Origin of the sequence: Blastomonas sp. CCH1-A6, assembly GCF_001556365.1 — a bacterium.
Taxonomy (GTDB): domain Bacteria; phylum Pseudomonadota; class Alphaproteobacteria; order Sphingomonadales; family Sphingomonadaceae; genus Blastomonas; species Blastomonas ursincola.
This window is the reverse complement of the sequence record NZ_LSIS01000297.1, coordinates 1-10085: the sequence shown is the minus strand read 5'-3', so window position 1 is coordinate 10085 and position 10085 is coordinate 1. Positions and strand designations below refer to the sequence as shown.

General features: G+C 66.8%; 12 protein-coding genes. 5 read left to right on the top strand and 7 right to left on the bottom strand.

The window, feature by feature from the left end; translation table 11 throughout:
* The 4 genes from AX735_RS14255 to AX735_RS14240 form a co-directional block, all read left to right on the top strand.
* Nucleotides 1-701, top strand: a 701-nt coding sequence (locus AX735_RS14255) for a divalent metal cation transporter (RefSeq protein ID WP_202189584.1), incomplete at its 5' end; no start/stop codon positions are given.
* Nucleotides 698-1489 (top strand): 5-oxoprolinase subunit PxpA, encoded by a 792-nt coding sequence (gene pxpA / locus AX735_RS14250; RefSeq protein WP_066281596.1) that lies wholly within the window; start codon nucleotides 698-700, stop codon nucleotides 1487-1489. The genes AX735_RS14255 and pxpA, both read left to right, overlap by 4 nt.
* Nucleotides 1461-2120 carry a 5-oxoprolinase subunit B family protein gene (locus tag AX735_RS14245; protein WP_066281595.1) on the top strand — a complete coding sequence of 220 codons (660 nt, stop codon included), beginning with the start codon at nucleotides 1461-1463 and terminating at the stop codon, nucleotides 2118-2120. The genes pxpA and AX735_RS14245 overlap by 29 nt, the downstream gene beginning before the upstream one ends.
* Complete coding sequence (locus AX735_RS14240; protein ID WP_066281587.1) at nucleotides 2117-3058, top strand: 5-oxoprolinase subunit C family protein; 942 nt, start codon at nucleotides 2117-2119, stop codon at nucleotides 3056-3058. Before AX735_RS14245 ends, AX735_RS14240 begins: the two co-directional genes overlap by 4 nt.
* Here AX735_RS14240 and AX735_RS14235 read toward each other — a convergent pair whose 3' ends face one another.
* From AX735_RS14235 to AX735_RS14205, 7 genes are all read right to left on the bottom strand, one after another.
* Nucleotides 3059-3694 carry a glutathione S-transferase family protein gene (locus AX735_RS14235; RefSeq protein ID WP_066281581.1) on the bottom strand — a complete coding sequence of 212 codons (636 nt, stop codon included), beginning with the start codon at nucleotides 3692-3694 and terminating at the stop codon, nucleotides 3059-3061.
* 41 nt (nucleotides 3695-3735) lie between these two features.
* Nucleotides 3736-5049 carry a serine hydrolase domain-containing protein gene (locus AX735_RS14230; RefSeq protein WP_066281577.1) on the bottom strand — a complete coding sequence of 438 codons (1314 nt, stop codon included), beginning with the start codon at nucleotides 5047-5049 and terminating at the stop codon, nucleotides 3736-3738.
* A 143-nt stretch (nucleotides 5050-5192) separates the two neighbouring features.
* Complete coding sequence (locus AX735_RS14225; RefSeq protein WP_066281569.1) at nucleotides 5193-5879, bottom strand: glutathione S-transferase N-terminal domain-containing protein; 687 nt, start codon at nucleotides 5877-5879, stop codon at nucleotides 5193-5195.
* The gene (locus AX735_RS14220; protein WP_066281566.1) at nucleotides 5879-6784 is read right to left on the bottom strand and encodes an alpha/beta hydrolase; all 906 of its coding nucleotides are present in this window, start codon (nucleotides 6782-6784) and stop codon (nucleotides 5879-5881) included. Before AX735_RS14220 ends, AX735_RS14225 begins: the two co-directional genes overlap by 1 nt.
* Before the next feature lie 10 nt (nucleotides 6785-6794).
* Nucleotides 6795-7430 carry a 3-oxoacid CoA-transferase subunit B gene (locus tag AX735_RS14215; protein WP_066281562.1) on the bottom strand — a complete coding sequence of 212 codons (636 nt, stop codon included), beginning with the start codon at nucleotides 7428-7430 and terminating at the stop codon, nucleotides 6795-6797.
* Entirely contained in the window at nucleotides 7430-8341 is a 912-nt protein-coding gene (locus AX735_RS14210) for an HAD family acid phosphatase (RefSeq protein WP_082751112.1), read from the bottom strand. Before AX735_RS14210 ends, AX735_RS14215 begins: the two co-directional genes overlap by 1 nt.
* Complete coding sequence (locus AX735_RS14205) at nucleotides 8341-9048, bottom strand: CoA transferase subunit A (protein ID WP_066281559.1); 708 nt, start codon at nucleotides 9046-9048, stop codon at nucleotides 8341-8343. Before AX735_RS14205 ends, AX735_RS14210 begins: the two co-directional genes overlap by 1 nt.
* Nucleotides 9049-9231: 183 nt before the next feature.
* Between AX735_RS14205 and AX735_RS14200 the strand changes: the two genes are divergently transcribed.
* On the top strand, nucleotides 9232-10050 hold the full coding sequence (locus AX735_RS14200; RefSeq protein ID WP_066281557.1) for a universal stress protein: 819 nt from the start codon (nucleotides 9232-9234) through the stop codon (nucleotides 10048-10050).
* The last annotated feature ends 35 nt before the right edge of the window (nucleotides 10051-10085 follow it).

The following is a 10085-nucleotide window of genomic DNA, read 5'->3' as shown; positions in this document are numbered from 1 at the left end:
GCGCGAACTTGCCGCGCCTGCCCGCCGACAGCCTGTTCACCGCGATCGCGCTGATCGGCACCACGGTGGTGCCCTATAACCTGTTCCTCCACGCCGCCTCGGTGCGCGGCAAGTTCGCGCCCGATGCCGAGGGGCTGGCGGCATCGAACCTCGACACGGGGCTTTCGGTGACGCTGGGCGGACTGCTCTCCATGGCGATCGTCATCATGGGCGCGGCGACGGCCAAGCTGACGGCAAGCGGCGCAGGACCGCTCGACGATATTGCGCTGCGGCTTGAGAGCCTGTTCGGCATGCCGGCGCGGATCGTGTTCGCGCTGGGGCTGGTGGGTGCAGGCTTCAGTTCGGCGCTCACCGCGCCGCTCGCGACCGGCTATGTGCTCGCCGAGATGACGGGGGGCGCGAACGATCCGGTGCGGCGCACGCGCATCTTCCGGCGCACCGCGCTCGTCGTGATCGCGATCGGGACGGTCTTCGCATTCTTCGCGGTCAATCCGATCGAGCTGATCCTGATCGCGCAATCGGCGAATGGGCTGCTGCTACCGATCCTCGCCGCCTTCCTGCTTTGGGTCGCGGCGCGCCGCCAAAGCCTGGGTGCCTTCGCCAATGGCCCCATCGCCAATCTGCTTGGCGGGGCGGTGGTGCTGGTCTGCGCTGGGCTGGGCGCGCGGCTGATCCTGCGCTCGGCGGGCATCTGGCCATGAACCGGTCGATCGATCTCAACGCGGATCTGGGCGAACAGCCCGAGGAGCAGGCCCGCGACATCGCGCTGATGCGACATATTTCGAGCTGCAACATCGCGTGCGGCGGGCATGCCGGCGACGAGGCGAGCATGGCGGTGATGCTGCGCGCGGCAAAGGCGGCGGACATCGCGGCGGGCGCGCATCCGAGCTATCCCGACCGCGCCGGGTTCGGGCGGGTGTCGCTCGACATGCCGCTCGGCGCGTTTATCGGCTCGCTGCTCGATCAGGTTCGCGCGCTGGAGAGCGTGGCAGCGCACGAGGGCGTCGCACTGGCGCATATCAAGCCGCACGGCATGCTCTATAACGATCTGGCCGACCGGCCCGACATGGCGCTGGCGGTGGCCGAGGCGCTGCACGCCGCCTTCCCGCATCTCGCACAGGTGGGGCTCGCGCATTCGGCGAGCGAGGACGCGGCGCGCGCGGTGGGCGCGCGTTTCATCGCCGAGGGCTTTGTCGATCGCGGCTACACGCCCGTGCGCCGCCTGGTCCCGCGCAGCCAGCCGGGCGCACTGATCGCCAGCGATGCGGAACGCGCCGCGCAGGCCATCGCTATCGCTAAGGGCGAGCCGATCGCCGCGAACGACGGCAGCCTGATCCATGTTATGGCGCAAAGCCTGTGCATTCATTCGGACAGCCCCGGCGCTGAACAAACCGCTTTGCGGATTGCGGGGGAGATGGCAGTCTTGGGGATAACCATAAAAGCCCCTGGAGAGCTGCCCGATGAGCCAGTCGATCTATTGCGCCGATGACTGGTTGATGATTCAGGGCCTGCCGGCAGAGCGCGTGGCGGCCCTCGCAGCGGCGGCCGAAGGCGGTGGCTGGGACGATATCGTGCCGGGGCTCGACAGCCTGTCGCTAAGCTGGGACCCCGCCCAGCGCAGCCTGGAGGCCGCGCACGCAGCGGCCGAGGCGCTGGCCGGGAGCGATGCCGATGCGGCGCCCGCCACGACCATCGCGCCTGCGACGCTGCATATCTGCTACGAAGCGCCATGGGCGCATGATGCCGACATCGTCGCCGAGCTGCTCGGGCTAAGCACCGACGCGCTGCCCGGCTGGCATGCGGCGCAAGACTGGCGCGTCGCGATGCTCGGCTTCCAGCCCGGCTTTGCCTATCTCACCTGCGATGCGCGCATTCCCGACATCCCGCGGCTCGCCGATCCGCGCGCGCGCGTGGAAGCCGGGTCGGTCGGGCTGCTCGGCCAGATCTGCGGGCTCTATCCGCATGCGGGTCCCGGTGGCTGGCCGATCATCGGGCGGATTGCCGAGACGCTGTTCGATCCGCAGGCCTCCTCTCCCGCTTTGCTGCAGGCGGGACAGGCGGTGCGGTTCGAGCGGATCGATGCAGCCGAGCTCGCCCGGCGGACGGGAGGTGCGGCATGACGCTGACCGTGCTCAAGGCCGGGCTGCAATCGAGCCTCCAGGCGGCGCCCTATCGCGGGCTGCGCAAGCTGGCGGTGCCTTCGGGCGGCGCGGCGGATGGGTTGAGCCTGGCGCTTGCCAACCGGCTGGTCGGACGCCCGCTCGATGCTGCCGCAATCGAGATCACGCTGGGCCCGGCGGAGTTCCGCGCCGATCGCGCGCTCGCTGTCGCTGTGACCGGCGCGCCGTGCCAGGTGCAGATCAATGGCGAGGAAGCCGAACCGCACCAGACGCTGCACCTCAAGGCCGGCGATGTGCTCAGCATCGGCCGAGTCTGGGCCGGGTGCCGGGTCTATCTCGCGCTATCGGCAGAGATCGAGGTGCCCAAACTGCTCGGCACGCGCTCGACGCTGATCGGCGCGGGCTTTGGCGGGCTGGAAGGACGCGCGTTCGCCGATGGCGATGTGCTGGCGCTCGGCAAGCAGGGCGACGATGCGCCCGCGCTCGTCACCCCGCCCGAGCTGCAGCCGTTTTTCGGCCATGGCTTCGTGCTGCGTGTAGTCGCAGGGCCCGAGAGCGACCGGCTGGCGCTGGGCATGGCCGCGCTCGCCCGCAAGCGCTGGCGCGTCTCATCGCGGTCGAGCCGCATGGGGCTGAAACTGCAGGGCAATGCGATCGACCTCAACAGCGCCGCGCCGATCCGCAGCGGCGCGGTCTTTCCCGGCATCATCCAGTGCCCGCCCGACGGCCTGCCCTATCTGATCGGCTGCGAGGGCCAGACCACCGGCGGCTATCCGCGCATCGGCCAGGTGATCCGCGCCGACCGCCATCTGATCGGCCAGCTCGCCCCCAATGCGACGATGCTGCTCGTGCCCGTCCAGCCAGACCAGGCTGAACAGATATTGCACGAGAAGCTGAAGCTCTGGGCCGAGTGGCTGCCCGGCCTGGCGCTCGCCTGATCAGGCCGAAATCGCGGCGAAGATCATCGGTCCGCCGATCTCGATCGATTTCTGATAGGCCGGACGCGCGCGCAGCCGCTCGAGATAGGCGATCAGGTTCGGTCGGTCGCCGATCTGCTTGCTGGCGGTCGCCACCTCGAGCAGATAGGCCATGTTGATGTCTGCGCCGCTCAGCCGGTCGCCGACAAGATAGTCATGGCCGGTCACCGCGCGTTCGACATGGTCGAGCAGCTTGGTGACTTCCGCGCCCATGAAGCCGCCGAGCATCGGGCCGAGGCCGCCGAAGCGCGGTGCCAGCGCGGAAAAGATGACCGGGCTCGCCATCGTGCCTTCGGCAAAATGTAGCCATTCGAGATAGGCCGGGCGGTCCTTGGCATTCGCCGGGGCCAGCGTCTCGCTGCCGAAGCGCTCGATCAGATATTCGATGATCGCGCCCGATTCGACCATGACATGGCCGTCGACAATCACCGTGGGCGCCTTGGACAGCGGATGCACCTCGGCAAGGCCCGGGGGCGCGCGGAAGGTCTGCGGATCGCGCTGGTGGCGCACCATCTCATAGGGCGTGCCCATTTCCTCGAGCAGCCAGATCACGCGGGTCGAGCGCGAATATTCCAGATGGTGCAGCACGATGCTCATGGCATTTCTCTCCGGTTCTTATGTTCTTGCAGGCTTATGAGTCAGTCCGCGGACGTCATCGTCTCGGGCGCGGCTTCCGGCAGCGGCGCGTTCAGCCGCGGGTCGTTGTCGAGCTCGGTCCAGTCGCTGTACGGGCGGCCATAGACCTGGTCGAAAAACTCGTAGGGCAGCCGGAAGGGCCGGGTCGATCCGCTGTTCCACAGCATCACGATGCCGGTGCGCCGTTCGGGATCGAACCACATCACCGCGCGATAGCCGTTGACCGCACCGCCATGGCCGACCAGCCAGTGTCCGTCATAGATATGGCTGCGCCAGCCCTGGCCGTAACCATGGCTGATGATCAGCGCTTCGGGCCCGCCGCGTCCGCCCTTGTAGGTGGCGACGCGCGGGCGGTGGATCTCCGCGAGCACGCCCGGCGTGATGACCTGCGGCGCCTGGCCCATCTGCGCTTCCATCCAGCGCGCCAGATCGACGATGTTCGAGCTGACGCCCGCAGCGGCAGGCACGCGGAAATAGGCGTCCGACAAGGTCTGCACCTGGCGATGGCGATAAGGCCGCGCCCAGTTCCTGGCGCCGGTCAGGTTCGCCATGCCAAGGCCTGCGCTCTTCATCCCCAGCGGCGCAAACAGCATCTGCTCTGCAAGCTGGTCATAGGGCGTCTTCGTGGCATTGGCGACGATCTCGCTGAACGCGTCATAGGCGACGTTCTGATAGCTGTGGCAGTCGCCCGGCATGCACTGCTGCGGCACGGTGGACAGCATGTTGCGCAGCATCGGCGCGGGATCGCCCGATTCCAGCTTGCCGTCATAGGCATTGCGCGCAAGGCCCAGCCGGTGCGCGAGCAGATCGGGAATGGCCAGCCGGTTCTCCGCGCCACCCGCCAGCTTCAGCGTGGTGTGGTACGAGGACAAGGGAGCCGAAAGGCTGAGCTTGCCCTGCTGCGCGAGCTGATAGGCGAGCGTTCCCGCCACGCCCTTGGAGACCGAGGCCCAGCGGAACACGGTCTGCGGCGTCACCGGCAGGCCGGCCTCGCGATCGGCAAAACCATATCCGTTGACGAAAGTGAGCCGCCCGTTCTCGACCGCGGCGACGGCGAGGCCCACCATTTCGGGATCGCGCATCATCCGGGTGATCCGCGCATCCAACGCGGCATAATCGACCTTTCCCTGCCAGCGATCGGGCGTCAGCGGCAGGTTGGCATCGTCGATCAGCGGCGCGCTGGCTTGCGCTGCGATCGCGGGCGTGCCGGTGACGACAACGCCGCCCCCGCGCGATACGCTCATGCCGATCAGCAAGGCCCCCGCGGCCACGCCGCCTGCGGTCCAGACCAACGGACTGCGCAGCCAGTGCTTCATGCGATCTCCGATGTGTAAATTGCGCCCCGGCTGCAATGCCTTATTGCCTGCATGTCAGCCACTTTACACGTTCTGCCCTGTAAAATGCTTAAGCACAAGTCAGGGAAGATTCGGCCTGTCGCCGCTCCGGGTCAGGCTGGCGGTCAGGCTGCGCGGAAATCCGCGGTTATCGTCGCGACGCCGGCGATCTCTTCTTCGTGCGCGGGATCGCGCCAGGTTTCGGCGAGCGCCTGCGCCTCCCAGTCGAGCATCGCGGGATGGGCGAGGACATGCTCGACCCAGGCCTGGCCCTTCGACCCGATCTTGAGGTCGAAGCTGCGCACGCGATAGGCGACCGGCGCGAAGAACGCATCTACCGCTGTGAACGTGCCACCCGCCAGCCAGGGGCCGCCGAAGCGGTCCAGACCTTGTGCAAACAGTTCGCCAATCCGGTCGATGTCATTCTGCAATGCTGGCGGGACGGCGATGAGTTCCGCGCGCACGCCGACGCTCATCGGGCAGATGTTGCGCAGGGGCGAAAAGCCCGAATGCATCTCCGCCGCCGCGCAGCGTGCCCAGGCGCGGGCGACCGGATCGGCGGGCCAGACGCCCGGATGCCGCTCGGCGAGATATTCGACGATGGCAAGTGAGTCCCAGACGATCACCTCGCCGTCGTGCAGACAGGGCACCTTGCCATTGGGGGCGAAGCTGCGAAATTCCTCCGAATTGTCGGGGCCCGCAAACGGCACCAGCCGGTCCTCGAAGGGCAGCGCGAGCGCCTTCATCAGCAGCCAGGGGCGCAGCGACCAGCTCGAATAATTGCGGTTGGCGGTGAAGAGTGTGTAGCCCATCAATCCTGCTCCTTGCCCAAATGGCGGTTGAGGAACGCGACGCTGTCGGCCAGCACCGGACCCTTGCTGCGGAACGGCACCGACAGCGCCATCACCACCTCTTCATGGTCGAGCCCGCGATAGTTGATCAGTTCCGCCGGGGCGCCCAATGCCTTGAGCCGCCTGCTCAGGTTGATCGCGTTGCGCGGGCGGACGGTCTCGTCCCTGGTGCTGGTCACCAACAGCGTCGGCGGTGCATCGGCGCGCGCCTGTTCGATCGGCTGGGTGAGCTTAAAATCGGGATAATGCGACATCGCGTCGATCGAGCGCTTGGTCGTGAAGGGGTAGAAATCGTACGGACCGCTCAGCCCCACCACCGCCTTGACGATGCCGGGATCGACATCGGCGGTCTTGAGCCAGCGCGGATCGAGCGCGAGCAGCACGGCGGTATGCGCGCCGGCCGAGTGGCCCGAAAACGCGATGCGCTCGGGGTCGCCGCCATAGCGCGCGATATTGTCGCGCACCCAGGCGACCGCCTCGGCCCCGTCCTCGACAAAGGCGGGAAAGCGCACATCCGGCACCTTGCGGTAATCGGGGATCACGACGACAAAGCCTTGGCGCGCAAAGGCGCGTCCGGCAAAGGCGTAATCCTGACGCGCACCCTTCACCCAGCCGCCGCCGTGCCAGAAGATCAGCACCGGGCGCCTGTCGGCATTGACGGTGGTTTCGGCGCGCCAGACATCGAGCGTCTGGCCGTGGCTGCCGAAGCGAACGCCCTGCGTCACCAGCGCCGCGCCCTTGCCGCCCCCCATCGCCGCATCGAGCTGGCTCAGCAGCAGCGGCGGCGATGTCGTCGCGGCATAGACACCGAACCCGCCAAGCAGCGCGACGGCAGCGCCCAGTCCCAGCTTGGTCGAGCGCTTCATCCTGCCCCGCTCAGCTGACGTAGTGCGCGGTGGTCTTGGCGGCGACCTCTTCCGCCGTCACGCCGGGGGCCAGTTCGATCAGCTTGAACGGGCTGTCATGGTCGGGCCGCTGGAACACCGCGAGATCGGTGATGATCATGTCGACCACATTCTTGCCGGTGAGCGGCAGCGTGCAGGCCGGGATGAACTTCGGGTCGCCGTTCTTGCTGGTATGTTCCATCACGACGATGATCTTCTTGACGCCCGCGACCAGGTCCATCGCGCCGCCCATGCCCTTGATCATCTTGCCAGGGATCATCCAGTTGGCGATGTCGCCATTTTCCGCGATCTCCATCGCGCCCAGCACGGTGAGGTCGATATGCCCGCCGCGGATCATCGCGAAGCTGTCCGACGAGCTGAAATAGCTCGACGAGGCGAGTTCGCTGATCGTCTGCTTGCCCGCGTTGATCAGGTCCGCATCCTCTTCGCCCTCCAACGGGAACGGGCCGATGCCGAGCATGCCGTTTTCCGACTGAAGCGTCACCTCGATGCCTTCGGGCACATGGTTCGCCACCAGCGTCGGAATGCCGATGCCCAGGTTCACATAAAAGCCGTCCTGCAATTCCTTCGCGGCGCGCGCCGCCATCTCGTCACGGGTCCAGGCCATTATTCAGCTCCTTGATTGGGTTGCCAGTGCGTTTCCGGCGGGAAGATGTCGTCATAGCCGCCCCGGATCGAAGGGCCGTAGACCGGGTTGGCGAACAGGAACCAGCCCTGGCCCCACAGCTTGTCATAGGGCGCGGCCATGGCGAGCGCGCGGCGTTGCAGCGGCGGCAGTTCGGGCTTGTTGAAGCCATTGCGGAAATCGCCGAGCTGATCGCCCGCCATCGCGATCACGCACCAGCGCGCGGCGATGGTCGCGCGGCGCTGGTCCTTGCTCGATCCCGTGGCATCGTCGCCCATCAGGAACAGCGTGTCGCCATGCTTGAAGGTGCCGAGCCCGGCGGCGGCGAGCGTCTGTTCGCTGCCTGCTGCATTCGCGGAAGAACGGTTGGTGTTGGCGATCGGCGTGATACCGGCCGCACGCAGCGCCTGCATCGCCTCGACCGCGCCGGGCATCGCGACGGCCTTGCCCGTGCCCGTCTTTTCCCACTGGTCCCAGGTCTTCGCGTCGAATTCCTTGCCGGTCAGCGCGAACCAGCGCATCGGGCCGATATTCCAGATCAGCGTCTCGTCGGCATCGAACACTGCGGCGAGCGGCTTGTTGCCGCACGCGAAGGGCTTGCCGGTCGCCTCGTCGATGATGACGCTGTCAGCGGGCCGCGCTTTGGCCTTGGCGAGCGCATAGGCGGTGAGCGCGCCATAAGTCTGGCGGACCGCAATCGCGCCTTCGGCCGAGCCATAGAGCCATTGCTGGCCCATCGGGACGGTCGGGACCATGGCGGTCTGCGCAGGTGCCGGAGCCGGTGCTGGCGGCGGCGCAGCGGGCGCTTCGACGACCGTCGTGGTGCAGGCGGACAGCGCCAGCGCGGCTAGCGCTGCACCGGCCCTGCCAGCGCCGATGGTCGATTGCCGCATCACGCCGCAGTCCGCTCGCGGACGGTGCGGAATTCGATCTTCTTGTCGTACGGCGCGCCGCAGATCAGGCGCTTCACATAAATGCCGGGCAGATGGATGGCATCGGGATCGAGGCTGCCGGTCTCGACGATTTCCTCGACCTCGGCGACGCAGATCTTGCCCGCGGTCGCCATCGGCTGGTTGAAGTTGCGCGCGGTCTTGCGGAAGATCAGGTTGCCCGACTTGTCCGCCTTCCAGCCCTTGATGATGCACAGATCGGCATAGATGCCGCGCTCCAGGATATAGGTCTGGCCGTCGAAATCCTTGTGCTCCTTGCCCTCGGCGACCTGGGTGCCGACACCGGTCTTGGTGTAGAAGCCGGGAATGCCCGCACCGCCCGCGCGGCAGCGTTCGGCGAGCGTGCCCTGGGGGCAGAATTCCACCTCGAGCTCGCCTGCCAGATACTGCCGTTCGAACTCCTTGTTCTCGCCGACATAGCTGGAGATCATCTTCTTCACCTGGCGCGTGCGCAGCAGCTTGCCCAGCCCCTCTCCGTCGATCCCGGCATTGTTCGAGGCGATGGTGAGGTCCTTGGTCCCCGCGTCGCGGATCGCGTCGATCAGGCGTTCGGGAATGCCGCACAGGCCGAATCCGCCCGCGCAGATATGCATCCCGTCGAACAGCAGACCTTCCAGAGCGGATGCGGCGTCGGGATAGATTTTCTGCATGACGGATGTCTCCCAGTCAAAAGGGTCTTGGATCGGCAGCCGGACGGCCACCTCGGATGATTCGAGCGTCCCGTCTCCGCCTAGCGCCCCGCCCCGGCTTTTTCCAGCACCGCTTGATTTGAATCAATGCACTTGGGTCCGCTTCCTGCGCAATTTGGTTACGTCAAAAGAGGAGAGAGCGTGATGAAATCCATTCTGGTTTATGCCGATGGCGGCAAGGCATTCGAATCCCGTCTGCAGGTGGCACTCGATCTCGCCCGTGCGCAGAACGGGCATATCACCTTCCTGCAGGCGACGCCGCTTTCGGGTTTCATCGTGATGGACCCGATGGGCGGCAGCTATGTGCCCGCTGCCATGCTCGAACAGCTTCGCGCCGACGAGGAAAAGCTGCGCGCGCTGGTCGAGGCGCAAATGAGCATCGAAGGCCTGCCCTGGGACTGGACCGCCTATGACGGCGACGTCACCCAGGCAGTGATCAGCGCCTCACGGCTCGCCGATGTCATCGTGCTGTCGCTCGACAATGCCGAGCGCAACGTGCGTCCGCACCCGCTGCTGTCGATTGCCGATGTTGCGGTCGAGACTCGCTGCCCGGTGCTGGCCGTGCCGACCACGCTCAAGTCGCTTTATACCGGCGGCAAGATCCTCATCGCCTGGGACGGCAGCCACGAAGCGGCCAATGCGGTGCGCCAGGCGCTGCCGCTGCTCAAGAACGCAGGCTCGGTGCATCTGGTGACGGTGGTCGAGCCGAAAAAGGCGGGCGGCTTCCCCTCGACTGAGGCGTGCGAGTATCTTTCGCGCCACGGCGTGTGCAGCGAGTTGATCGAGCGCGAGCGCGGCCTCATGTCGATCGAGGAGATCATCGAGAATGTCGCCGGCGAGATCGGTGCGGACCTGCTGGTGATGGGCGCGTTCGGCCACAGCCGCTTGCGCGAGGTGCTGCTCGGCGGCGTGACGCGCTATTTCCTCAAGGATTCGAACATCCCGCTGCTGCTGGCGCATTGAGCCGGGCCGCCACCGCTCCCGCCAATGACGGCGGG

Excerpts from the sequence above, each read along its gene's own strand:
- pxpA (WP_066281596.1), top strand. The coding sequence starts at position 698 with ATGAACCGGTCGATCGATCTCAACGCGGATCTGGGCGAACAGCCCGAG.
- AX735_RS14230 (WP_066281577.1), bottom strand. The coding sequence starts at position 5,049 with ATGAAGCACTGGCTGCGCAGTCCGTTGGTCTGGACCGCAGGCGGCGTG.
- AX735_RS14235 (WP_066281581.1), bottom strand. The coding sequence starts at position 3,694 with ATGAGCATCGTGCTGCACCATCTGGAATATTCGCGCTCGACCCGCGTG.
- AX735_RS14210 (WP_082751112.1), bottom strand. The coding sequence starts at position 8,341 with ATGCGGCAATCGACCATCGGCGCTGGCAGGGCCGGTGCAGCGCTAGCC.
- AX735_RS14220 (WP_066281566.1), bottom strand. The coding sequence starts at position 6,784 with ATGAAGCGCTCGACCAAGCTGGGACTGGGCGCTGCCGTCGCGCTGCTT.
- AX735_RS14215 (WP_066281562.1), bottom strand. The coding sequence starts at position 7,430 with ATGGCCTGGACCCGTGACGAGATGGCGGCGCGCGCCGCGAAGGAATTG.
- AX735_RS14240 (WP_066281587.1), top strand. The coding sequence starts at position 2,117 with ATGACGCTGACCGTGCTCAAGGCCGGGCTGCAATCGAGCCTCCAGGCG.
- AX735_RS14245 (WP_066281595.1), top strand. The coding sequence starts at position 1,461 with ATGAGCCAGTCGATCTATTGCGCCGATGACTGGTTGATGATTCAGGGC.
- AX735_RS14225 (WP_066281569.1), bottom strand. The coding sequence starts at position 5,879 with ATGGGCTACACACTCTTCACCGCCAACCGCAATTATTCGAGCTGGTCG.
- AX735_RS14205 (WP_066281559.1), bottom strand. The coding sequence starts at position 9,048 with ATGCAGAAAATCTATCCCGACGCCGCATCCGCTCTGGAAGGTCTGCTG.
- AX735_RS14200 (WP_066281557.1), top strand. The coding sequence starts at position 9,232 with ATGAAATCCATTCTGGTTTATGCCGATGGCGGCAAGGCATTCGAATCC.